At 40.5% G+C, this 23,410-nt stretch carries 24 protein-coding genes and 1 riboswitch; of the genes, 19 read left to right on the top strand and 5 right to left on the bottom strand.

Going from position 1 to position 23,410, the window contains the following annotated elements; all coding sequences use genetic code 11:
• Positions 1-44: 44 nt before the first annotated feature.
• Together JOD45_RS12490 and JOD45_RS12485 are read right to left on the bottom strand one after the other, a co-directional pair.
• Entirely contained in the window at positions 45-836 is a 792-nt protein-coding gene (locus JOD45_RS12490) for a YqhG family protein (protein WP_205004232.1), read from the bottom strand.
• On the bottom strand, positions 814-2,493 hold the full coding sequence (locus tag JOD45_RS12485) for a DEAD/DEAH box helicase (protein ID WP_205004231.1): 1,680 nt from the start codon (positions 2,491-2,493) through the stop codon (positions 814-816). Before JOD45_RS12485 ends, JOD45_RS12490 begins: the two co-directional genes overlap by 23 nt.
• A gap of 126 nt (positions 2,494-2,619) precedes the next feature.
• A riboswitch (glycine riboswitch) is annotated at positions 2,620-2,723 on the top strand.
• 230 nt (positions 2,724-2,953) lie between these two features.
• Between JOD45_RS12485 and gcvT the strand changes: the two genes are divergently transcribed.
• The 3 genes from gcvT to gcvPB are packed head-to-tail and all read left to right on the top strand — an operon-like array spanning position 2,954 to position 6,884.
• Positions 2,954-4,048 (top strand): glycine cleavage system aminomethyltransferase GcvT, encoded by a 1,095-nt coding sequence (gene gcvT / locus JOD45_RS12480; RefSeq protein WP_205004230.1) that lies wholly within the window; start codon positions 2,954-2,956, stop codon positions 4,046-4,048.
• Between the two features lie 15 nt (positions 4,049-4,063).
• Complete coding sequence (gcvPA, locus tag JOD45_RS12475; RefSeq protein WP_205004229.1) at positions 4,064-5,419, top strand: aminomethyl-transferring glycine dehydrogenase subunit GcvPA; 1,356 nt, start codon at positions 4,064-4,066, stop codon at positions 5,417-5,419.
• Complete coding sequence (gene gcvPB, locus JOD45_RS12470; protein ID WP_205004228.1) at positions 5,412-6,884, top strand: aminomethyl-transferring glycine dehydrogenase subunit GcvPB; 1,473 nt, start codon at positions 5,412-5,414, stop codon at positions 6,882-6,884. Before gcvPA ends, gcvPB begins: the two co-directional genes overlap by 8 nt.
• Positions 6,885-6,981: 97 nt before the next feature.
• Here gcvPB and JOD45_RS12465 read toward each other — a convergent pair whose 3' ends face one another.
• A complete protein-coding gene (locus JOD45_RS12465; protein WP_239549266.1) occupies positions 6,982-7,362 on the bottom strand; it encodes a rhodanese-like domain-containing protein in 381 nt (126 codons plus the stop codon).
• 490 nt (positions 7,363-7,852) lie between these two features.
• On the opposite strand from JOD45_RS12465, the gene JOD45_RS12460 reads away from it, so the two are divergent.
• The 3 genes from JOD45_RS12460 (at position 7,853) to JOD45_RS12450 (ending at position 12,189) form a co-directional block, all read left to right on the top strand.
• Entirely contained in the window at positions 7,853-10,411 is a 2,559-nt protein-coding gene (locus tag JOD45_RS12460; protein WP_205004226.1) for a vitamin B12-dependent ribonucleotide reductase, read from the top strand.
• 191 nt (positions 10,412-10,602) lie between these two features.
• Complete coding sequence (gene mntR, locus JOD45_RS12455) at positions 10,603-11,028, top strand: transcriptional regulator MntR (protein WP_205004225.1); 426 nt, start codon at positions 10,603-10,605, stop codon at positions 11,026-11,028.
• A 276-nt stretch (positions 11,029-11,304) separates the two neighbouring features.
• Complete coding sequence (locus JOD45_RS12450) at positions 11,305-12,189, top strand: patatin-like phospholipase family protein (RefSeq protein ID WP_205004224.1); 885 nt, start codon at positions 11,305-11,307, stop codon at positions 12,187-12,189.
• Between the two features lie 46 nt (positions 12,190-12,235).
• Here the strand turns inward: JOD45_RS12450 and JOD45_RS12445 are convergent, their stop codons facing one another.
• Together JOD45_RS12445 and JOD45_RS12440 are read right to left on the bottom strand one after the other, a co-directional pair.
• Positions 12,236-12,631, bottom strand: coding sequence for an SA1362 family protein (locus JOD45_RS12445; RefSeq protein ID WP_205004223.1), 396 nt, complete (start codon positions 12,629-12,631; stop codon positions 12,236-12,238).
• A gap of 50 nt (positions 12,632-12,681) precedes the next feature.
• Complete coding sequence (locus JOD45_RS12440; protein WP_205004222.1) at positions 12,682-13,656, bottom strand: DUF1385 domain-containing protein; 975 nt, start codon at positions 13,654-13,656, stop codon at positions 12,682-12,684.
• Positions 13,657-13,839: 183 nt separating this feature from the next.
• Here JOD45_RS12440 and JOD45_RS12435 point away from each other — a divergent pair, with 183 nt between their 5' ends.
• The 13 genes from JOD45_RS12435 to JOD45_RS12375 all read left to right on the top strand — a co-directional run bounded on the left by JOD45_RS12435 (position 13,840) and on the right by JOD45_RS12375 (position 23,188).
• A complete protein-coding gene (locus tag JOD45_RS12435) occupies positions 13,840-14,343 on the top strand; it encodes a YqhR family membrane protein (RefSeq protein WP_205004221.1) in 504 nt (167 codons plus the stop codon).
• A 319-nt stretch (positions 14,344-14,662) separates the two neighbouring features.
• A complete protein-coding gene (efp, locus tag JOD45_RS12430; protein ID WP_205004220.1) occupies positions 14,663-15,220 on the top strand; it encodes an elongation factor P in 558 nt (185 codons plus the stop codon).
• Positions 15,221-15,458: 238 nt separating this feature from the next.
• Positions 15,459-16,391 carry a stage III sporulation protein AA gene (gene spoIIIAA, locus JOD45_RS12425; protein ID WP_205004219.1) on the top strand — a complete coding sequence of 311 codons (933 nt, stop codon included), beginning with the start codon at positions 15,459-15,461 and terminating at the stop codon, positions 16,389-16,391.
• Positions 16,391-16,912 carry a stage III sporulation protein SpoIIIAB gene (spoIIIAB, locus tag JOD45_RS12420; RefSeq protein WP_205004218.1) on the top strand — a complete coding sequence of 174 codons (522 nt, stop codon included), beginning with the start codon at positions 16,391-16,393 and terminating at the stop codon, positions 16,910-16,912. The genes spoIIIAA and spoIIIAB overlap by 1 nt, the downstream gene beginning before the upstream one ends.
• Before the next feature lie 14 nt (positions 16,913-16,926).
• Positions 16,927-17,130, top strand: coding sequence for a stage III sporulation protein AC (gene spoIIIAC / locus JOD45_RS12415; protein ID WP_205004217.1), 204 nt, complete (start codon positions 16,927-16,929; stop codon positions 17,128-17,130).
• A gap of 42 nt (positions 17,131-17,172) precedes the next feature.
• Positions 17,173-17,568 (top strand): stage III sporulation protein AD, encoded by a 396-nt coding sequence (spoIIIAD, locus tag JOD45_RS12410; protein WP_205004216.1) that lies wholly within the window; start codon positions 17,173-17,175, stop codon positions 17,566-17,568.
• A 137-nt stretch (positions 17,569-17,705) separates the two neighbouring features.
• Entirely contained in the window at positions 17,706-18,863 is a 1,158-nt protein-coding gene (gene spoIIIAE / locus JOD45_RS12405; protein ID WP_205004215.1) for a stage III sporulation protein AE, read from the top strand.
• 12 nt (positions 18,864-18,875) lie between these two features.
• A complete protein-coding gene (gene spoIIIAF / locus JOD45_RS12400) occupies positions 18,876-19,544 on the top strand; it encodes a stage III sporulation protein AF (RefSeq protein WP_338056096.1) in 669 nt (222 codons plus the stop codon).
• A 3-nt stretch (positions 19,545-19,547) separates the two neighbouring features.
• Positions 19,548-20,234, top strand: coding sequence for a stage III sporulation protein AG (gene spoIIIAG / locus JOD45_RS12395; protein ID WP_205004213.1), 687 nt, complete (start codon positions 19,548-19,550; stop codon positions 20,232-20,234).
• A complete protein-coding gene (locus tag JOD45_RS12390; RefSeq protein ID WP_205004212.1) occupies positions 20,234-20,770 on the top strand; it encodes a SpoIIIAH-like family protein in 537 nt (178 codons plus the stop codon). Before spoIIIAG ends, JOD45_RS12390 begins: the two co-directional genes overlap by 1 nt.
• A 149-nt stretch (positions 20,771-20,919) precedes the next feature.
• Positions 20,920-21,408 carry an acetyl-CoA carboxylase biotin carboxyl carrier protein gene (gene accB / locus JOD45_RS12385; RefSeq protein WP_205004211.1) on the top strand — a complete coding sequence of 163 codons (489 nt, stop codon included), beginning with the start codon at positions 20,920-20,922 and terminating at the stop codon, positions 21,406-21,408.
• A 10-nt stretch (positions 21,409-21,418) separates the two neighbouring features.
• Positions 21,419-22,771, top strand: coding sequence for an acetyl-CoA carboxylase biotin carboxylase subunit (gene accC / locus JOD45_RS12380; protein ID WP_205004210.1), 1,353 nt, complete (start codon positions 21,419-21,421; stop codon positions 22,769-22,771).
• 18 nt (positions 22,772-22,789) lie between these two features.
• Positions 22,790-23,188: an Asp23/Gls24 family envelope stress response protein gene (locus JOD45_RS12375; RefSeq protein WP_205004209.1), complete on the top strand. Its 399-nt coding sequence runs from the start codon at positions 22,790-22,792 to the stop codon at positions 23,186-23,188.
• Positions 23,189-23,410 lie beyond the last annotated feature (222 nt).

The following is a 23,410-nucleotide window of genomic DNA, read 5'->3' as shown; positions in this document are numbered from 1 at the left end:
GTCTTCGCCGTTGTTAGCCGGTATCGACTCCTGCTTAAAAACCTTTATAGGAAAGTTGATTGATCCAGGTAAAAAAGGCCTCCATTAATCATTTGAACAATGACTTTTGGTTCGTATTGTTCTTTTAATGCTTCTTTTTCCTTTATATAGGCATTGAGAACATCTTCGTCTGTTTCGTTTTCATAAAATTGATCCAGCAATTGCAGATCTTTTTGCCACCGCATCTTTGCCTGTTTGGCCCATTGATGGTCTTCTTCCTTTATTTTTCCTTCAATAAAATGCTCTAAGCGTTTTAACCCGCTGACTGGCTTGATCATTGGCGTTAAGGTATAGCAATAATCCGGAATTTTAGGTGTCAAAGGCATCTGTTTCAGATGCGCATGAAATCCTTCGACAATCGCACCGTTCATTAAATTAAGGCCAAGGGACAGCAAATCATCTTTTTTTAAATCACATTGGCAGCTGACTTTACTATTGATGCAAAGCCAAGGAACTAATGGTGTGAAACGGCCCTTTGTGTCCGTTTCTTGATAAAGCCTGATATATGGCGATAATTGCTTTGCAGCGCGAAAAATTTGGTGCAGCCTTGGGGAGCCAAAATGAATTAATTCACCGTCTTTATCTTCTGCAGGTTCTGTTTTTAACGTTAGTGTCATCGTTTCCGGAACCCCGCCGGTTTTTTCAATATAATGCCAATAGAAAGGTCTATTTGTAAGCAGCTTATCCAGTTCAACGGTTAATTTTACTTTTAACAGACCATTCTTGTTTTCTATGAGTTCGCATTCATTAGCTTTGAAAAATTGCTCAAGAAAGTTATGAATAGCCGCTTGCTGCATTCCCTTTATCCTCCTCTATGTGATCCCGTTCTGAATTAATAACACTTGTTAAATTGTCCATTTTAATTTTAATTTCCCCGGCTGATTCCGATTCCTCAAAAATGGCAGCGATTTGTTTATCGAGATTTTTTATATCCAGACGCGTTAAAATGTCATCAAGTTCGCCGATAACATTTTCAAAGAGGTGGATTTTATCGTAAAGCAATCGCAGAATGTGTTCTTCAACAGTATTCTTCGTCGCAAAATTGTAGATATAAACATCATGTTCTTGGCCAAGACGATGGACTCTGCCGATTCTTTGCTCTATTCGCATAGGGTTCCATGGCAGGTCATAATTGATGATATGGTGGCAAAATTGCAGATTTATCCCTTCCCCGCCGGCTTCCGTAGCGATTAAAACCTGTGCATTGTTTTGGAAGAGTGTTTTCATCCAGTCTTTTTTACTTCTTTTGAATCCGCCGCGAAACGGAACAGATGAAATGCCATTTTGCTGAAGAAACCATTGAAGGTAAAGTTGAGTTGCCCGATATTCGGTAAAAATGATCACTTTGTCGTTAATCTTTTTAATCAGCTCCAATGCTTTTTCTGCTTTAGAATTTCGATTGATATTTTGGATCTTATCCATAATAGGCTGAATATAATCTGCCATCATGCTATGTTCATCAGCATTTTCAAGCATTTTTTTTAAGGTCATATAGACAGCTTCACGGCTTGAGCATGCTTCCCTTTGCAAGGTTAATAATGAGAATCCTTGTATAAAAGAAGCCTCTTTTAATTGATTAAGTGAGTCATATAAATCGCGTTCTTCGTTGGACAAAGGGATTTCCACAGATTCAACGATTCTTTTCGGCCAATTCATTTGAGTGTCCTTGCGCCGGTTTCTTACCATCACTTGATTTATGAGCTCACGCAGTTTCTCTTCATTTTTGATATCATTTTTCCCGGACCGGTAATCTTGAGCAAAGCTATCAGCATTGCCTAAGTAACCCGGCTTTAACAGCGAGACGAGATAAAACAATTCATCTAAGCGATTTTGGACAGGTGTTGCGGTTAATAATAGACAAAATTTCTTTTTTAATGACTGGACAAATTGATAATTTTTCGTTTTATGATTTTTTAATTTATGAGCCTCGTCAATCACAATAAGGTCGTAGTTTTGTTTTGAAATAATGTCTTTATGCGGACTTCGTTTCGCTGTGTCAATCGATGAGATAACGACATCGCATTGTTCCCAGACATAAGACTTCCTTTGGGGAACGGCCGGAATATAAAATTTGCTGTTCAGCTCGCTGGCCCACTGTAAAACTAATGAAGCCGGAACCAGTATCAATATTTTCTTTGCCAGGCCTCTAATCATATATTCTTTCATAATCAATCCTGCTTCTATGGTTTTGCCCAATCCGACTTCATCTGCAAGTATCGCTTTGCCATGCATCTTTTCTATGACCGTTTGGGCTGTTTCAACTTGATGGGGAAGCAATTTAAGATTCGGCAGCTGTTCGGGAGCAATTAAGCCATGAAAAGACGGAACAATCAGCTGTTTTTCGGCTTCATAAGCAAGCTTATACATATCCCAATTCGCCCATGGACCATCCGTGTCAATTTTTGAAAGGAATTCCTCATACCAAGAACGGTGAAAAACGATTTCGGGACTCATATTGTCCATCCTTTCATCCTAAATTAAACATTGCAAAAATTGATGAAAAAAGTTAGGATAATACTTGTAGTATGAACATTATCATTGAGACATATAAGCATGAGTTAAAATTGAAGATTTGAGCGAATGAAAGCAAGGGGAGAGACCCGGCAGTCAGAGCATTGAACCCGGGCGCCGAAGGAGCAAACAATATTTGTGAATCTCTCAGGCAAAAAGACTCTTGCTAGACGCACCTCTGGAGAGCGCTCATTGAGCCACCAACGGGGAATCCAATTCAGCTTATTTTTGGCTGCTTTGGGATAAAACTTTCAGGTCTAAGGACAGGGGAACACAGTCATGTAATGTGTTTCTTTGTCCTTTTTTTACTGTCAGAAACTTTTGTTTTTTGAAAGTTGATGAACAGACACTTGATTTTTCGCTTAAGTCAGATTTTATCAAGACTATTAATGGAGGGGATGGCATGACTCAAGGAAAAAAAACACCGATGTATGACATTTACAAGAGCCAAGGCGCCAAGCTGATTGATTTTGGCGGTTGGGATCTTCCTGTTCAATTTGCAAGTATTAAAGAAGAGCATGAAGCAGTCAGAACAAAAGCGGGTTTATTTGATGTTTCTCATATGGGGGAAATAGAAATTACTGGAAAAGATGCAGAATCCTTTATACAATATTTGGTTACCAACGATCTGTCAAAGCTGTCGGAAGGCGCTTGTCAGTATAATGCTATGTGTTATGAAGACGGCGGAACCGTAGATGATCTCATCGTTTATAAAAAAAGCCATGATAACTTCCTCCTGGTTGTTAATGCTGCTAATACAGATAAAGATTTTGACTGGATTAAATCGCATCAAAAGGGCGATGTTGAGATAAAGAATATATCCGGCGAGATTGCTCAGCTTGCGGTTCAAGGTCCAAAAGCGCAACAAATTTTACAGAAGCTGACAGACTTTGACTTGAGCACAATCGGTCCTTTTAAATTTAAAGAAATTGATGTGAACCGCGTCGGCGCATTGGTGTCCCGAACAGGCTACACCGGCGAAGATGGCTTTGAAATATACTGTTCGTGGGACGAAGCGCCGGGTTTATGGAAAGATATTCTTGATGCAGGAAAGGACGAAGGCATTCTTCCTTGCGGATTAGGCGCGCGGGATACGTTAAGATTTGAAGCAAAGCTGGCGCTGTACGGACAGGAACTCTCAAAAGATATTTCACCGATTGAAGCGGGCATCGGTTTTGCTGTAAAAACAAAGAAAGATGCTGAGTTTATTGGCAAAGAAGCTTTAAAAAAACAAAGAGAAAACGGCGCCCCTCGCAAACTAGTAGGGATAGAAATGATAGATAAAGCGATTCCGAGAACAGGTTATCAAGTTTTTGCCGGGGATAAAAACATTGGCTTTGTCACCAGCGGCACGCAATCGCCGACATTAAAGAAAAATCTGGGCTTGGCCTTGATTGATACAGATTATGCAGAAATTGGCGTCGAATGTGAAGTTGATATTCGCGGCAAACGCCGTAAAGCTAAAGTTGTAAAATCACCATTTTATAAGAGAAGCTAATAAGGGGGCGATACCATGACAACATTTCGATATCTTCCTATGACAGACCAAGATCGTCGTGAAATGCTGGATACTATCGGCGCAGCATCCGCAGATGAGTTGTTTTCTGATGTGCCTGAGAAAGTGCGGTTTAAAGGTGATTTAAAGGTTGAGAAAACTTTATCCGAACCTGAACTTCTTAAGTTCATGTCAAAGCTTGCCGAGAAAAATGTTAATACTAAAGATATCCCTTCTTTCCTAGGGGCAGGGGTCTATGATCATTATATTCCGTCTATCGTTGACCATGTTATCTCACGTTCTGAATTTTATACCGCTTATACCCCTTACCAGCCGGAAATATCGCAAGGCGAATTGCAGGCTATTTTTGAATTTCAGACGCTTATTTGTGAGTTAACGGGCATGGAAGTCGCAAATTCTTCAATGTATGACGGTCAGACTTCGCTTGCAGAAGCTGCTATGCTAAGCGCTTCTGTCACACGCAAAAAGAAAATCATTGTATCGGGCAGCGTCCACCCTGAAGCGCGTCAAGTCTTGAAAACTTATGCTAAAGGGCCGAAAATCGAAGTTATTGAGGCCCCTGTTAAGGACGGAAAGACAGACTTGGAAGTCCTTAGGGCAATGGTTGACGATGATACAGCGTCCGTAATTGTTCAATATCCTAACTTTTACGGACAAATTGAATCGTTAAAAGAAATAGAACAAGTCGCAAGGCAGGGCAAGAAAACAATGCTTATCGTATCAAGCAACCCGCTGTCATTAGGAATGCTTGCGCCGCCTGGCCAATTTAATGCTGATATCGTTGTGGGCGATTGTCAAGTATTAGGTATTCCATCCTCCTTCGGCGGTCCGCATTGCGGCTATTTCGCAACAACAAGCAAGTATATGCGTAAAATTCCTGGCCGGCTAGTCGGAGAAACAGTTGATGAAGAAGGGCGCCGCGGCTATGTATTAACGCTTCAAGCCCGTGAACAGCATATCCGGCGCGATAAAGCGACATCAAATATTTGTTCAAACCAAGCTTTAAATGCCCTTGCATCATCAGTGGCAATGGTGGCGTTGGGCAAGCAAGGCATCCGGGAGATCGCTTATCAAAATATACAAAAAGCCCACTATGCGGCTGAACAATTAAAATTAAATCATGTCGATGTAGTGTTTGAACCTTCTTTCTTTAACGAATTTGTCATCAACTGCGGCAAGTCTGTCAAAGAAGTCAATCGCCGCTTGCTGGAATCAGGACTGATCGGCGGATATGATCTTGGGCGCGACGATGACAGTTTAGCCGGGCATATGCTGGTGGCCGTTACCGAACAGCGTACAAAAGAGGAAATTGACCGCTTCGCAGAAGTGTTAGGGGGGCTCGTTCATGAATAAACAAGACCAGCCATTAATCTTTGAATATACTAGACCGGGACGGGTTGGCTATAGTTTGCCTGAACTCGATGTACCTGCTGAAGATGTTCACGCATTTATTCAAGACGATTATATTCGAAAAGAATCACCGGATTTGCCAGAAGTATCCGAATTGCAAATTATGAGGCATTATACGAGCTTGTCCAAGCGCAATCATGGCGTAGATTCCGGTTTTTATCCGCTTGGCTCATGCACGATGAAATATAATCCGAAAGTGAATGAAGTGGTTGCGCGTATGCCGGGTTTCAGCCATATTCATCCTTATCAAGATGAAGAGACTGTTCAGGGCGCTTTAGAGATGATGTACCGACTTCAGAAAAACCTCGCGGAAATTACCGGTATGGATGAAGTCACACTTCAGCCGGCAGCCGGCGCCCACGGTGAATGGACCGGATTGAGCATTATTCGCGCTTATCATGAAGCTAACGGCGACTTTAATAGAACAAAAGTGATTGTCCCGGATTCAGCTCATGGCACAAATCCAGCATCAGCGACAGTCGCCGGATTTGAAACGGTGACTGTTAAATCAAATGATCAGGGTCTTGTAGATCTTGAAGATTTAAAACGTGTCGCCGACGAGCATACAGCCGCTTTAATGTTGACCAACCCAAATACACTGGGCTTATTTGAAAAAGATATTCTTGAAATAGCCGCAATTGTTCACGAAGCGGGCGGCAAGCTGTATTATGACGGGGCAAACATGAATGCCATTATGGGCGTCACGAGACCTGGCGATATGGGATTCGATGTTGTCCATCTTAATCTTCACAAAACCTTTACCGGACCGCACGGCGGAGGCGGACCGGGTTCCGGGCCAGTGGGTGTTAAAGAAGAGCTTGTTAAATTCTTGCCAAAACCTGTCCTTGTGAAGAAAGATGATAGGTATACTTTTGATTATGACCGCCCTGAATCTATCGGCCGCGTCAAACCGTTTTACGGAAACTTTGGCATTAATGTCAGAGCCTACGCTTATATCCGTACGATGGGGCCAGCCGGTCTTGCTCAAGTATCCAAAGATGCTGTCTTAAATGCTAATTACTTGATGAGAAGATTGGCGCCTTACTTTGATTTGCCGTTCGATCAGCACTGTAAGCATGAATTTGTTCTGTCCGGCAGCCGTCAGAAGAAACAAGGTGTCAGAACATTAGATATGGCTAAACGGATGTTGGACTTTGGCTTTCATCCGCCGACCATTTATTTTCCAATCATCATTGACGAATGTCTCATGATTGAACCGACTGAGACGGAATCTAAAGAAACACTTGATGAATTTGTAGATGTAATGATTCAGATTGCCCGTGAAGCAGAAGAAAACCCGGAAATTGTTCAAGAAGCGCCTCACAGCACCGTTGTGAGCCGTTTGGACGAAACCAGGGCTGCAAGACAGCCGATCCTGCGTTATGAAAGGCCAAAACAAGAAGTATAAAAAAAGACTGACGCAACCGCATAACAGCGGTTTAGCGTCAGTTTTTTTATTATCCGAAGCGGTCTTTTTGGCTCGAATTAGCGCGAACCAAGTTTTCTTATTTTGAGTTTTTTATTTTACCGGACCACTTTTTGAATCCGCCTTTTAGAATACTGATATCATTGCAGCCGAGTTTCTTCAGCATGGCAGCAGCTCTTGTGCTTCTCATGCTGTTTTGGCAATAAAGATAAATGGGCTTATCTTTGCGAATTTCCGTTTGGCGCATTTTGAGTTGTGTAAGAGGAATATTTCTCGCCCCTAGAATATGTCCGTTGTCAAATTCATTAGGCTCTCTTACATCGATAAGCTGTGCTTTACGGTAGCCGGAACGGAATTCTTCTTCCGATAGCGTTTTGATGTATGTCCGTTGATAGAGAGCTCTGGCTACGCTAATGATAATTATGATAGCAATAACAGCCAATAGAATAATCCATTGCAGCATTTATATCTTCTCCTTTAATTATTGTTCAATGATTAGTTCGATTTCTGGGCCATTTTCTTTTATTATAACTTTTTATGTTTATTTTTTAAATAAAAGAGCGATATTAAATTGACTTTAATAGTTAAAAGTTGGCTTGTGCAAGAGCATTGCATTTTAAACAAAATGATGTGATAATGGACAGGCTGATTTTGTTTTTTAACCTCTCCCATTCATCATCAATAATCAACTCACAAAATTATTCAAATAAAATGTTTTTATAATAATAACTCGTCTAAACTTCAAAAATCGCCGGGTTTTGACGTTTTTTGAAATTGACATTTTCTCATAAATCATATTGAATGTACAATATGTAGTGTATGTACGGATATTAAACACAATATATTGTGTCTTTTTAGGAAAAAGGATAAAATAATCATAGTACATAACATGAACGCGGCATCGACAATTGTTTTGTCTATACGGCTTTAAATGTCTAAGGAGGATGGTTATGAGTACGGTTATGTCGGACCATATGGTTATTAATAAACATCAATTGAATGAGGATATCAAGGAATTCCCTCAAGTATTTCCAATTACAGACGATATGAAAATCACCCATAGCGGTGTATCGAGATTAGTGATGCTTGATAGATATTCTTTTAAAGATACAGAAAAAAGAACATTGAAAAAAGGCGATTTTGTCGTTTTAACTGTTAAACAAGATCCGAAATTTCCGGCTAGAGGACTGGGATTTATTCAATCCATAGACTGGGCGGAAAACAAGGCGGATATTCTGATAAATGAGGAGTATCGATCGGTTCTTGAAGATGAAACAGAACGAGAAACGGGTTTAATTACGAGATCTCTTGACATTATAGACAAGCCGTTAGAAGTTTATTATGAACAAATTGCTAAAAGAAATGCTAAAGGCTTATCTGATGTAGAGGAAACCGAAGAAAAGCAGCAGGAGTCATTTGAACGGTTTTATCATGAATTGGTGAATATGAATTTTGTTCCTGCCGGCCGTGTTTTGTATGGGGCGGGAGCAAATACTAACGTCACTTACTTTAATTGCTATGTTATGCCTTATATAAAGGATTCAAGGGAAGGGATTGCTGAGCATCGCAAAAAAGTAATGGAAATTATGAGCCGCGGCGGCGGTGTAGGCACAAACGGATCAACATTAAGGCCAAGAAATACTTTGGCGCGAGGTGTTAACGGCAAATCATCGGGATCAGTATCATGGCTCGATGATATTGCAAAGCTGACGCATTTAGTTGAGCAGGGCGGTTCAAGGCGCGGCGCACAAATGATCATGCTTGCCGATTCTCATCCGGATATTGTTGAGTTTATCATCTCAAAAATGCAAAATCCGCGGATTCTCCGTTACCTCCTTGAGACAAGCGAAGATGAAGAAATCAAAAAAGTTGCTCGTGAAAAGTTAAAATTCACGCCGCTCTCTGAAACAGAAAGAGCGATGTATCAAGGCATTGTTAACTATAAACATATCCCTGGCCAAGGCGGCTTTGATCCTAAAGTCATAAAAGAAGCTGAAGATAAGCTGGCGGCAGGCGGGAATTATACAGTTAATAACCCTGATTTTCTAACAGGCGCCAACATTTCCGTTTGCTTAACCAGAGACTTTATGAGAGCGGTCGAAAATGATGAGGATTTCGCCTTGCGGTTCCCGGATGTTGAACATTATTCTCCTGAAGAAATGGAGATTTATAATAAAGAATGGCATCTGTGCGGAGATGTTAGAGAGTGGGAAGCACGCGGATATGCGGTTCGTACTTACCGTAAGATCAGAGCAAGAGAGCTGTGGAATTTAATTAATGTTTGCGCAACATATTCAGCGGAACCGGGGATTTTCTTTATTGATAACGCCAACGATATGACCAATGCCAAAGCATACGGACAAAAGGTCGTTGCAACAAATCCTTGCGGCGAGCAGCCGTTAGCGCCTTACTCAGTATGTAACCTTGCAGCTGTGAACTTAGCGGAAATGGCTGACAAGGAAAACAAAACCGTCAATTATGAGAAGCTGAGAAAGACGGTTGCTGCGGGGGTCAGAATCCAGGATAATGTGATAGACGCAACGCCGTACTTCTTAGAAGAAAACCGCAAACAGGCTCTTGGTGAACGCCGCATTGGCTTAGGTGTTATGGGTCTTCATGATTTGCTCATTTATTGTGAAACTGAATATGGTTCAGAAGAAGGAAATAAACTTGTCGATAAAATATTCGAAACGATTGCCATTACCGCCTATCAAACATCGATTGAATTGGCGAAGGAGAAGGGCAGCTTCCCGTTTTTAGCCGGAAAAACGGAAGAAGAAACAAAACAGTTAAGGAAAAAGTTCACAGAAACAGGCTATGTCAAGAAACTGCCTGAAGATATTAGAAAAGATATCTTGAAATACGGCATCAGAAACTCCCATCTGCTCACAGTGGCGCCGACAGGTTCTACAGGAACAATGGTAGGTGTATCAACTGGCCTTGAACCTTACTTTTCATTTTCGTATTTTAGAAGCGGCCGTTTAGGCAAATTTATCGAGGTAAAAGCAGATATCGTAAAAGAATATTTAGAAGCTCATCCTGAAGCTGATGAGAATCACCTGCCGCATTGGTTTGTTACGGCTATGGACTTAACGCCGGAGGCTCATGCAGATACGCAATGCGTCATTCAGCGATGGGTGGACAGCTCGATTAGCAAAACGGTTAATGCGCCTAAGGGATATACTGTCAAACAAGTGGAAGCAGTATATGAACGACTTTACAAAGGCGGCGCTAAGGGCGGTACCGTGTATGTTGACGGCAGCCGAGATTCCCAAGTATTAACATTGAAAGCCGAGGAAAACAGCCTTGATGATGAGCTGAATGATCATTCTGATGATCAAAAAAAGGTTGTGCTTGTAGACACCATTACCCAGCTCGATAAAACGAATGTCACGTACGGTTCTGAAGTGGGGGATACTTGTCCGGTCTGCCGCAAAGGAAAGGTCGAAGAAATAGGCGGCTGCAACACATGCACAAACTGTAACGCTCAATTAAAATGCGGCCTGTAAAAACATTAGCTTCCTTTGTTAAGCGCTGCTTAAACGCTTGACTGAACTGAGATGATACGATGTTAAAAGATTGGACCCTGTCCAGTCTTTTAACATGTTTAATGACGCTTAACACGCTTGTTTTTGAAAAAGATGTATAGTAAGATTTTATTAGAAAATAAAAATTGGCGACAATGTTAGGGGGGGACCACATGCCGCCAACACCGAGCATGGAAGATTATATAGAACGAATATATTTATTGATTCAAGATAAGGGTTATGCCAGGGTATCGGATATCGCCGAAGCCCTTGAAGTCCACCCCTCTTCAGTGACGAAAATGGTTCAAAAGCTTGATAAAGACAACTATCTGATATATGAAAAGTATCGCGGCTTTGTGCTTTCGCCAAAGGGCGAGAAGCTGGGGAAAAGGCTTGTCGACCGTCATGAACTATTAGAAGGATTTCTCCGGGTTATAGGAGTAAATCAAGATAATATATACGCGGATGTTGAAGGTATCGAACACCATTTAAGCTGGGATGCTATTGACAGGATAGGTGATCTTGTCCAATATTTTGAAGAGGACCCTTCTCGTATAAAACAATTAAGAGACATACAACAACAAAATGAGAACATGTAAAAAATACCGGAATATGCCGGTATTTTTTTGCGTGTGCCATTGACGGCTTTATTTACCTTCGCGGAAACTTCCTCTGAGATGCCTCATTATAAGTTTAAATGAAACGATGTTGTATTAGCGGAAGCATCACGAAGTCATCCAACGCGATGAAGCCCGCCAGCCGCAGTTTCGCGAACCATTATGGTAAGTGAAAACCCTGCTGATGAAGTTTCACTTTATTGGTCTATTCTCACGTCATTTAAACTAAACATCTAAAGTAAGAGGGGAGGGGCAGCTTTGTGGATTGACGGCGTTTTTTCAGGCGGCGGCGTTAAGGGATTTGCCTTTGTAGGTGCTCTGGAAGTCATAGAAAAAGCCGGATTTCGTTTCCGGCGGGTAGCCGGAACAAGCGCTGGATCAATTATAGCAGCATTGTTGGCAGCTGGTTATACGAGCGAAGAAATTCATTATCATATGGAGAATATGCACCCGGATATTTTTCTTGACAAAAAATCATTCTTTCGTTTTCCGTTTTTTAAATGGTTAACATTATACTGGAAAATGGGTTTGTTTAAAGGGAATGTTTTAGAGAAATGGATGAAAGACCTTTTATATGATAAAGGCGTTGAATCATTTTCCGACTTAGGCACTGATACGCTTAAAATTATTGCATCGGATTTATCGAGAGGATCATTAGTTGTTATTCCTGATGACTTGGTTCATTACGGCATTGATCCAGACAAATTTTCTGTGGCAAGAGCAGTAAGGATGAGCTGCGGTTTGCCTTTCTTTTATGAACCGATCACGCTCTATAATCAAAAAGGAGAAAAATGCCTTATTGTTGACGGCGGTGTGTTAAGCAATTTTCCGCTTTTTGTGTTTGATACACAAAATAATTTGCCGGTAAGGCCTTTTTTGGGATTTCAATTAAGCGGTCAATCCGAAATGTTCACGGCAAAAAAAATTAAAAACGCAGTGGATCTTTTTCATAGACTGTTTCTAACGATGAAAGAAGCCCATGATGCGAAATATATATCAAAATACGCGGCATCAAATATTATATTTATTCCGGTTGATAAAGTGCACACAGCTGACTTTAAATTAACTAAAGAAGATCGGGATGAACTTGTCAATATTGGGAGAAAGCGCGCTGAGAAATTCTTAAAAAAATGGACATATTAAAAAACGGTTTGGAGATGATATCCAAGCCGTTTTTTACTTGATTTCTTTAGAAAAGCATGCGTTTCTTCTTTTTATTTTTTTTGCCGTCGATAACGGTCAAATGCCCGTGATTTTTTCGTTTTGTCACAGATGATGGTCTTTTATTCTGCTGTGAACGTATGACCTTGAGATTTGAATTTCGGGCGGCACGGGACTTGTGAGCCGATTTTAGCCGCTTTTTTGATTGTTTAACCGCTTTTCTGTAGGCTGCTGATTCATTGTTCTTATTAGATTGATGGTTGATGAAGCGTTTATAAAGTAAAACCCCTAACCCAATCACAAGTCCACCTATTGCCACCTGAATGATAAGAGATACAGGATCAGCTGCTATGAATGAAACTAATCCAATGATACTCAAAATGATTAAAAAATAGAAAATGAGGTTATACACAGACGCGTTCATCACCAATCACCTCCTTGGAATTTAAAAACAAAACAGGCGGTACAAATACTCTATACCCCTTTATTTACTTTTAAAGAATTGAGATTAACTTGACTCTTTTCGTAAATGGCATCGCGTTTTCGCATTTCTTCAAAAGCGCAGATCGCCACTTCGATTTGTTTTGGCTCAGGTTCTTTGGTTGTTAAGAGCTGCAGCCATAAACCTGGATACCCTAACCATTTTAAAACAGGAATATGCCGAAGTTTATTTGTGAAACGAAGCACCTCATAAGCGATTCCTAAATCAACCGGAATTAACAAAATTCGATAGATAAGCCGCAGCCAAAGCGGATAAATTGGCACAAAAAAGTATAGGGCAATACTGATGATCGCAGTAAAAAGAATGTAGCTGCTTCCGCATCGATAATGAAGGCGCGATTGTTTTTGCACATTTTCAACGGTCAATGGAACGTCATTCTCAAACGCATTAATGACTTTATGCTCGGCGCCGTGATATTGAAAAACACGCTTCATTAATGGTGTTAAAGAAACGAAATAAATGTATCCAAGCAATAAAATAACCTTAAAGAAACCTTCTAATAAAATCTGTGATGTTTGTCCTCTAAAAATAGCAATCGGTTTAAATAGATCTGCTATTACTGCGGGAACAATGGTAAAAACAAATTTCGCAAAAATAAACGATAGAACGCCAATGATGGCAATGCCAATAATCAATCCCGCATTTGACGTTTTCTTCTGTTCTTCACTATTAATAGATGACCGGTCTTTTGGGCCGGCATCATAGGCATCCGAAGCGAAATTTAAATGTTTTGTACCTAAGGCGCTTGCTTCTAATATGCCAACTATCCCTCTTATAAATGGAATCTTTTTTAGCATATTGACAAGAGGGAAGGATCTTTTGGGGCATTCATAATACTCAATTGAATGATCCTTAAGGCGAACAGCTGTTACTGTCGTATGTTTTCCGCCCATCATAACGCCTTCTATGACTGCTTGCCCGCCATAAGCAGGCTGCTTTTTATCCATGGAATCACCAACCTATATGACTTCAACTTGTTATTCCCATTTTACTAGAAATAACCGAAAAGCTCTAGCAGTCACCTTATTCGTATTTTTACCTGGCAGAATAAATTTATACACTCAAAACTCATTATCTTTTTATATCTTTTGGATATACTACCTTAAGAAAAGGATTGGAGGTAGTGAGTGATGAGTGGATCTTCAAAACCAGAACAGAATAAAAAAGCAAAACAAGCGACCTCTAACGGCCGGGTGGCGCTAATTGGCTTTTTCGGCGGGTTGATTTGGAGTTTAATCGGCTATTTGGCGTATCTGATTCATTTTTCAAAAGTAGGTCCATCCCTTATTTTAGCGCCATTTGTATTAGGAAAGTGGAAAAATAAAATTGGCGGTCAATTTTTGGGAATATTAATCATTTGCATTGTTTCCATTCTTATTGCGCTCTTATATAAGTATGCTCTTGGAAAAATAAAATCCATGTGGGTCGGCATCATTTTTGGACTAATGCTTTGGGTGATTGTTTTTTATGTTTTGCAGCCTTTAATACCTGGATTAGACCCCGTAAGTAAATTAGGAAAAAATACGAATTCGATATCTTTGTGCTTGTATGCATTATATGGCTTATTTGTCGGGTACTCCATTTCCTTTGACTTAGAAAGTTTAGCAAATGAGGAAGCTGGATCAAATCAATAGCCCAAGAGCGGGAAGTCATTATGTCCATAATAAAAATTTCTACATCCTTAGGGACAAACCTGCAAAATTTAATAAAAAATTCCGCTTAGCCTGTCAATGATCTGTCTTTTCAGGGAGCTAAGCTGTTTATATAAAACGGTCGAAACGAAACAGGATAATGCCCTGAGTCCGTGAGTAAAAATTTACTCTGAATGTCGATTTTCATTGCCACAACGACATTATACAGTTAAAATATTTTAGGGAGAGCTTACCGTTGGAATTGAAAGGAACTAAAAGTACATAGTGATAAGGTTCCGAGAAGTTAGAGGAGGAAAAGTTAATGATATCAGTAAATGATTTTCGTACAGGGTTAACAATAGAAGTGGACGGCGGGATTTGGTCTGTTATCGAGTTCCAGCACGTTAAGCCTGGAAAAGGCGCTGCCTTCGTAAGGTCTAAGCTTCGCAATTTAAGGACCGGGGCTATACAAGAAAAAACATTTCGTGCAGGTGAAAAGGTAAATAAAGCTCACATTGAAAACCGTAAAATGCAATATTTATATGCTAACGGTTCTCAACACGCTTTCATGGACTTGGAAACTTATGAACAAATAGAATTAGACGCCGAACAAATTAAAGATGAATTGAAATTCTTGAAAGAGAACATGGAAGTTAATATTCAAACGTATGAAGGCGAGACGCTTGGTGTTGAACTGCCGAATACCGTTGAACTTGAAGTGACTGAAACTGAACCTGGCATTAAAGGTGACACCGCTTCAGGCGGATCAAAACCGGCTACATTGGAAACAGGCTACGTGGTTAACGTTCCATTCTTTGTCAATGTAGGCGACAAACTTGTCATTGACACACGTTCCGGCGAATATGTCTCCCGTGCATAATCAGTCATATAGCAGAGACTGTCTGTATCATTTTACAGGCAGTCTTTTTGTTTTAGCGTTTTTCTCCTTCATTATCTAACAAACCTCCTTTTAATATTTTCCTCCCCAATCTCTCTTTATATCGCATAAAGCGTACAAGCCTGCATATATTGGTGTTAAGCAAATACAAGCATTCTATTAGAAAAATAAGTTCAGAAAGACAGAGGACTTTTCTGACTTTTTGAAGAGGATGATGGTGATGAATGAGGTCATTCGCCTTTTGCCAAAAACGGTTAAGGAATGCATACAAAAATTGCCTGAACACAAAAAAGATCTTATCGAAGAAATAAGGCTCCGTGTTCAACGTCCCATTGAATTATTGATTGAAGGAAGCCCTTACACATTAAATAATCAAGTGATTTTTTCTGCCCAAGAAGCAAGGGAACTGATAGATCGGCTAAGCGAATTTTCCCTTTATACATTGGAAGAAGAGCTTAGAAGAGGATATGTCACTATTAAAGGCGGTCATCGTGTCGGATTAGCCGGAAGGGTGATTACCCAAAAGGGACAGGTTAAGATGATTAGAGACATCAGCTCCTTTAACATCAGAATTGCTCATCAGCAAATAGGCGCAGCGGTCCCGCTTATTCCCTACTTATACAATCGCGGACGGTGGTTAAGCACGCTTGTCATCGGCGCCCCCCAAACAGGGAAAACAACCATGCTGAGAGATTTAGCGAGACTCATCAGCCAAGGGGTTAGAAATAGACAGATTTTTTCGCGAAAAGTAGGGATTGTTGATGAACGCTCAGAAATCGCAGGGTGCGTCAAAGGTATTCCGCAAAATGAATTAGGGCATCGCGTGGACGTATTGGATGCCTGCCCAAAAGCGGAAGGGATGATGATGATGATTCGCTCGATGAGTCCTGAAGTCTTAATCGTAGATGAAATTGGAAGGAAAGAAGATGCCGAGGCGCTGCAAGAAGCTTTAAATGCAGGGATAAGTGTCATTGCAACAGTCCATGGCAGCAGTTTGGATGATTTGATAAAACGTCCGACGCTGAAATCATTGTTGGAGGGGTGCATTTTTCAAAGGTTTGTTGAGTTAACTCGCGACAAAAGGGCAGGGCGAATCCGCCGGGTGCTGAATGAGAATGGCAAATCCATACGTTTGATAGGCGAAGCCACATGATGATAAAAATCATCGGCGCTTGCATGATTATCGCGTCGACAACAGGGGCTGGCATGTTCATTTCAAGGCAATTCAGTGAAAGGCCTAAACAGCTCAGACAATTAAGGTCTGCTCTTCAATCTCTTGAAGCAGAAATTATGTATGGATTAACACCCGTTAAAGAAGCAGCATCCCGTCTATCCGGTCAACTCCCTAAACCTTTATCTCTGTTCTTTGAAAAATTGGCAGTAAAACTTTCCGAAGAGGAAGAGGCTGTTACCTTACAATCCGCATGGAAGGAATCATTGGAAGCATTTTGGCAGCAAACCGCCCTGCAAAAAAATGAAAAAGAAATTATGTACCAGTTCGGGGCAACATTGGGCAAGCATGATAGCGAAAATGAAAGAAAACAGATCAGACTTGCTCTTGCACATCTGGAAAGAGAAGAAAATGAAGCCCGCAACGCGCAAAGCAAATACGAAAAAATGGCAAAAAGCTTAGGGCTGCTTGCCGGATTGCTTATTGTTTTGCTGCTGTTATAAAAGGAGGAAGGTTCATGTCATTTGATGTCAATACCATCTTTCAAATTGCCGGCATCGGAATCATCGTTGCCATGATTCAAACAGTGTTAAAGCAAATGGGAAAGGATGATTGGTCTCAATGGGTTACGTTAATAGGATTTGTTGTTGTCCTCTACATGGTGGCATCAATTATTAGTGACCTATTCGATAAAATTAAAAGTGTTTTTTTATTTAAGTAGCGAGATTTTTTGTTTTTGTTAAGGAAATTCCAATTGGAGGTGATGTCGATTGGTATTTTACAAATTGTCGGCTTAGGATTAGTCGCCACTTTTCTAGTCTTAGTCCTTAAAGAGCAAAAACCTGTCTTTGCATTTTTATTGACCGTTTTTGTCGGTGTCTTTATCTTTCTATTTTTAATTGACCAAATCAAAGAAGTTATCAACATGTTAGAAAAAATAGCTGAAAGCGCCCACCTTAATCCTGTATATGTTGAGACGATTTTGAAAATCATCGGCATCGCCTATATTGCAGAATTCGGCATGCAAATTACTAAAGATGCGGGACAGGGCAGTTTGGCGTCAAAAATCGAACTCGCCGGAAAAATACTTATTCTCGTGATGGCCATCCCGATTATGACGGCCATAATTAAAACAGTCATAGACCTCATCCCCCATTAAACAAGCACTTCGATGATTAACTTCAGCGCAGCCAACACGCCTGCGCCTATTTTAAAGGAGGGGATAGCATCCAAAACCATGGACATTCAAGCGGCTCTCCATTCATTAAGCGTCATCAGAAACTTTTAAGAAATATTATGGTCGTTTTGTTCATCGTGATCATCTTTTTATATTTTTACCCGCATTTGGCGCATGGACAAACTTCCCAACAAGAATGGGTGAACAACCAATTATCAGAGCTGGATACAAAAGGTATTCAAGAATATTGGGACAAAGTCATTACAGAATATCATGGTTTTCTGCCAGAAAGCCAAACTATGGATTTTCAAAGCTTTTTAAAATCAGATAAAAGCGATCTTTTTCAGAGCTGGATCAAGGGCTCATTGAAATATTTATTTCAGGAATTGCTTGCCAACGGAAAATTATTAGGCATGCTGATTTTATTGACTGTTTTTTCAATGATTTTGCAAACGATCCAAAATGCTTTTGAGCATCGGGCGGTATCGAAGGTTGCTTATGCCATTGTTTATTTAGTGTTAATGATTTTTATTTTGAATAGTTTCAAAGTTGCCATTTCATATACTACCGACGCTATCAGCACGATGAGTCACTTTTTGTTAGCCTTAATGCCGCTTATTCTAGCTTTAATGTCGTCTGTGGGCGGCATCACTTCAGCCGCCTTTTTCCATCCGATTATTATGTTGTTAATCAATATCAGCGGCTGGCTGGTCGGAAAATTTGTTTTGCCTCTTTTGTTTTTGTCGACGCTGCTGCAGATCGTCAGCACGCTCTCCGATCATTATAAAGTGACTAAGCTTGGGAGCCTTCTAAGAAACATAGGTGTAGGGACTTTAGCTGTTTTCTTCGCTATTTTTTTAGGTGTGATGTCGGTGCAAGGATCAGCTACGGCCATTGCAGACGGTGTTCTTATCAAAACCGCAAAGTTTCTGACCGGAAATTTTGTTCCAGTCGTTGGCAGAATGTTTACAGACGCAACAGATACTATTGTCAGCGCCTCCGTACTTTTGAAGAATACAGTCGGTTTAGCAGGGCTGTTTATCCTTGTTTGCTTAATCGCTTTACCGCTGATAAAAGTATTTACAATAGCTCTAATTTACAATTTAGCAGCGGCAATTTTGCAGCCTTTAGGCGGGGGGCCGGTTATAGAGAGTCTATCAATTATGGGGAAAAGCATGATTTATGTCTTTGCCTCGCTGGTTATGGTCTCTTTAATGTTTTTCTTAGCCATCACCATCATTATAGCCTCAGGTAATCTATCATTAATGGTTCGATGAGGAGGAGTTTATGTGTCGTTTATTTCTAACTGGTTGACACAGATTATATTAATTATCATGTTTGCTATCATTTTGGAGTTGCTGCTGCCGAACGACAATTTCCAAAAATATGTCAAGATGGTGGTCGGTTTAATTATTATCATCGCCTTATTAAATCCAATTATGAAGCTATTAAATGTCGATGTAGACCATATTATTGCCAGTATAAGTCAGGCGGGGCATCGGCAGGACCCTTTAAAAAATTCAATAAAAATGAAGAAAAGTGAAATAGAACAGACCCAAGCTGCATATATTCATAAACAAGTGGCTGTCCAAATGAAAAATTATGCAAAGGGGGCTTTGGTCGACCGCTATGGATTAACTATCAAAGATTTAAAATTAAAACTAGATGAAAAAACCAACTTAAATCAAAACAACAACTTAGATCAAAACAATATCCCTATACAGCATGTCGATGTGGTGGTAGGACAAGCAAACAAACAACAGCAAAATCAAGACAGCAAAAGTCAGATTAAACCGATTAGAGAAATTAACGTCACTATTGATCAAACCCAAAAGGAACATCAACAAATAACCGCCCGGGAAAGTCAAAAAGAAAAAAAAGTAACAGCGTTTCTTGCCAGCAAGTGGGGTATCAATCCGAGCAAGATAACGGTCCATATGGAAGGAGGCGATGGCTAAACAATGAATCTGCTAAACCGGCTGTTAGAAAACTTGAGAGCGGCATTTTTCACAGATAAAGGCTATCAGGAAAAAGCAAAAAAGAAAAAGTCGCCAATCCGCACTTTAGCTCTGCTCTTACTATGCGGGGTTGCTCTTATGCTTGTCAGTCATTTTACAACAGGGCGGTCTGCTGATGAAAAGGCCGCATCGAGCGAGGTGCTCAGCAACCAATCTAAACCACAAAAACTATCAGCCATCAATTCCAAACTGGACAAGAATAAACACTTTTCTTCTATGGGTGAGTATGAAAAATATTATTCCGATCAGCTCAGAAGTATTTTAGAACAAATCAACGGCGTATCCGATGTTTCTGTCATGGTTACCTTAGCTTCTTCAGAGAAAAATATTTATCAGGAAAATGAAAAAAGGCAAACGAACCGCACTAAAGAAACAGACCGCAATGGCGGAACAAGAGTCGTTAATGAAACGAATGAAGACGGTGAAGTTGTAACGGTTGAGAACGGCCAAGAAAAAAAGCCGGTGATCATCGGAAAGGAAAAACCTGAAATCCGCGGCGTACTTGTTGTCGCCCAAGGCGCAGAAAGCCCGACGGTTAAAGCTTCGATAATGGAAGCGGTCAGCACCGTGCTTGATATACCTGATTATAAAGTTCAGGTGCTGCCAAGAAAATCTAAGGGGGATTACTAATGTTATTAAAAAAACAGACAGTATGGCTATTGACGATGTTGAGTCTTATTATTGTACTTTCAGTCTATTACATTACTTCTCCGGGACAGTCGCCAAGTGAAAAGATTGTTGCCAATGATCAAAAGCAAGCGAAAGAGCAAACCAAAAATAAAGGTAAAGAAAGCGCTGCTGTTACGGCTCCGGTATCAAGTGATAAGCTTGCAGAAATTCGCTTGAAAAAAGCTGACGACAGAAAGAAGCTTGCTGAACAATATCAAGAAGCCATTTCTTCCAGCAAAAGCACAGCCAAAAGCAGCAAAGCATATGATAAGCTCGAAGCATTGAACACATTATCAAATAGTGAAAAACTGCTCGAAGATATGATAAAGTCGAAAGGATATTCTGACGCAGTCGTCGATACAAGCGGAAATGATGTAAATGTTTATGTCGCCTCCGACAACATGTCAAGCAAACAAGCAGCGCAAATTGTTAATATGACTCATGAATATTTGGGCAATAACAAGCTTGTCAGCGTGAAATATGAAACATCTAAATAACACCCGCCCGAGCTGTTGTAAAAAAACAACAGCTTATTTTTTTGTTTTAACGCTGTAAAACTATGGATAACCCTCTTGCCATACATTTAAAATTGAATTATGTTATAATAAGCTTAAAATTATTGTTTGATTTAAAGGAGTGCTAGGTCTTGTTAAAAATACAAGAAATAAAAGAACTAATTAAACTTATTGATGAATCTACAATTGATGAATTCAAATACGAACTAGATGAGTCCAAAATAACAATTAAAAAAGCAAAACCGGAAATTGTACAAGCAGCCCCCGCTGTCCAATCTGTACAACCTGTACAGCCAGTGCAGGCTGCACCTGCGCCAAAAAGCGAAACGAAAGAAATCGCTGCACAGGATGAAAGTGCCGAAGCGAAACAAGAAAGCAATTTACATAAAATTGAATCGCCGATGGTTGGGACTTTCTACGCGGCTTCAAACCCTGATTCAGAACCATTCGTAAAAGCGGGATCAAAAGTTGATGAAAAATCCGTGGTTTGTATTGTGGAAGCCATGAAATTATTTAATGAGATTGAAGCGGAAATAAAAGGTGAAATAGTAGAAGTCCTTGTTGAAGATGGACAACTTGTTGAATATGGACAACCTTTATTTTTAGTTAAGCCAGAGTAAGGGGATTGACATGATAAAAAAATTACTTGTAGCTAATAGAGGAGAAATTGCAGTTAGAATTATTCGTGCTTGTAAAGAGTTGAATATTGAAACTGTAGCTGTTTATTCACAGGCTGATAAAGAAGCGCTTCATGTCCAATTAGCAGATGAAGCTTATTGCATTGGGCCAAAGACCTCAAAGGACAGTTACCTTAACTACGCTAATATTATGAGCGTTGCTACCTCTGCCGGAGTCGATGCCATTCATCCTGGCTACGGCTTTTTGGCCGAGAATGCCGACTTTGCAGAAATATGCGGAGAATGCAACATTACATTTGTCGGTCCGAGTCCAAAAGCTATTAGTAAAATGGGAATCAAAGACATCGCAAGAACAACAATGAAAGAAGCAGGGGTTCCTACTGTGCCGGGGTCAGAAGGCGTCATTGCATCGATCGATGAAGCGATACAAGTCGCTGAAGACATCGGCTACCCGGTCATTATTAAAGCGACAGCAGGCGGCGGCGGAAAAGGCATCCGCGTTGCCCGCAACGAGGAAGAACTGCGCAAAGGCGTCGCGATTACCCAACAAGAAGCGGAAACCGCGTTTGGCAATCCGGGTGTCTATATTGAGAAATATATTGAAGACTTCCGTCATGTGGAAATACAAGTTTTGGCGGATAATTATGGAAATGTTATTCACCTTGGAGAAAGAGACTGTTCCATTCAGAGAAGGCTGCAAAAGCTTGTTGAAGAGGCTCCGTCTCCAGCACTGACAGAAGAAAAACGCCAAGAAATGGGCGAAGCTGCGGTCAGAGCCGCAAAGGCGGTCGATTATTCCGGCGCGGGCACCGTAGAATTTATTTATGATGCTGACGGAAATTTCTATTTCATGGAAATGAATACGCGGATTCAAGTGGAGCACCCGGTTACTGAGTATGTCACAGGCATTGACTTAGTTAAAGAACAAATATCCGTTGCTTCAGGAAACAAATTGAATTACAAACAAGAAGATATTAAATTAGACGGCTGGGCTATTGAATGCCGGATTAACGCTGAAAATCCAAGCAAGAATTTTATGCCGTCACCGGGTAAAGTCGGATTGTATTTAGCGCCGGGCGGTCCTGGTGTCAGAGTAGATTCCGCTGTATATCCGGGTTATATGATACCGCCGTATTATGATTCAATGGTTGCGAAAGTTATTACGCACGGCAAAACAAGACAAGAAGCTGTTGATAAGATGAAGCGCGCCTTAGGAGAATTTGTTATTGAAGGCATTCACACAACAATTCCTTTTCATCTGAAGTTATTGAATCATCCCGTTTTTGCCGGCGGAGATTTTAACACGAAGTTTTTAGAAAACTATCCATTGATGGAACAGGATTAATTATGGAGGTGATCAGGATTGGAAGAAAATAAAATGTTTGAAATGGAAGAAACCCAATCCGACCTTGGAAAAGTCGAAATTTCGCCTGAAGTCATTGAAATTATTGCCAGTTTGGCAGCGACTGAAGTGAATGGCGTTGCTGCCATGCACGGCGGATTTGCGACTGGAGTTGCCGAAAAAATCGGCAGAAGAAATTATGGGAAAGGCGTTAAAGTGGACCTGACCGACGAAGGCATACTAATTGATGTGCAATTGCATATGAAGTATGGCGTATCTATTCCAGAAGTGGGTCAGCAAGTCCAAGAAAACATTTTAGAAACACTAAAAACAATGACCGCTTTGGATGTTAAAGCCATCAACATTCATGTTATTGGTGTACAATTCGAACATCAAGATAAAAAAAGCATTGAAGAATAAACCAACTTAAAATCAAAGAGGTTTAACCTCTTTGATTTTATTTTACATTAAGGGAATGGATAGAAAGCTGCAGCATGAAAAAACCTTAGCAGTTTGCGGCAAGAAAGGGCGTTTCGCTGTTGAATTCCTTTGAGCCCCGTTTCCTTTTAATCAAACAGCGCCTTTTAAGGCTTGCCATTCGGCAAGTTTTCTTTACTTTTGGAGAAAATTTTAGAATGAAGT

The organism is Scopulibacillus daqui, from assembly GCF_016908855.1.
Taxonomy (GTDB): domain Bacteria; phylum Bacillota; class Bacilli; order Bacillales; family Sporolactobacillaceae; genus Scopulibacillus_A; species Scopulibacillus_A daqui.
This window is presented reverse-complemented; position numbering and strand designations above follow the sequence as displayed.